We start from the raw sequence: 658 nt of genomic DNA on the forward strand, positions 1-658 counted from the left end.
GAGTTTCGCGGTCAGGCCCTTGAGGTCGCCGACGCCGTCACCGTTGCTGTCCTGGAAGGAGCGGACCAGGACCTCGTAGAAGACGGCGCGCTTGAACCAATCCGGGTCACGATCCTTGGCAGGAGTGTCCTCGAAGGTGTCCTGAACGGGCTCGTTGACGATCATTTTGTGGGTGACCCTCCGATCTGCGGGGTGGACGGTCGCAGGACGGTGAGGATGTGCGCGGGACGAGTGCCCGGTTCGAGACGCACGTAGTTCGCCCTGCCCCAGTGATAGGTCTCGCCGGTGAGCTCGTCGCGCACCGGCACCGACTCGTGCCAGTCCAGGCCGAGTTGCGGCATGTCCAACGAGACCGTTGCCTCCTGGGTGTGGTGCGGGTCGAGGTTGACGACCACCAGAACCGTGTTCGAACCGCTTCGCTTCGAGTACGCGATCACCGCTTCCTGGTCCGCGTGGTGGAAGTGGAGGTCACGCAACTGCCGCAGGGCCGGATTCGCCCGTCGGACGGCGTTGAGCTGGGTGATCAGGGGGGTGATGGTGCGGCCTTCGCGTTCGGCCACCGCCCAGTCGCGGGGGCGCAGCTGGTACTTCTCCGAGTGGAGGTACTCCTCGCTGCCCTTGCGCAGGGGTGTGTTCTCGCAGAGTTCGTAGCCGCTGT

Annotated in this window: 1 protein-coding gene; it reads right to left on the reverse strand. The window is 65.3% G+C overall.

All coding sequences use genetic code 11. The annotated features are described in order from the left end of the window. Window positions 1-161: 161 nt before the first annotated feature. Window positions 162-658, reverse strand: a 497-nt coding sequence (locus ADK36_RS10075) for a DUF3459 domain-containing protein (RefSeq protein ID WP_159391108.1), incomplete at its 5' end; no start/stop codon positions are given.

The sequence above is a fragment of the Streptomyces viridochromogenes genome (assembly GCF_001270495.1).
Taxonomy (GTDB): Bacteria; Actinomycetota; Actinomycetes; order Streptomycetales; family Streptomycetaceae; genus Streptomyces; species Streptomyces viridochromogenes_A.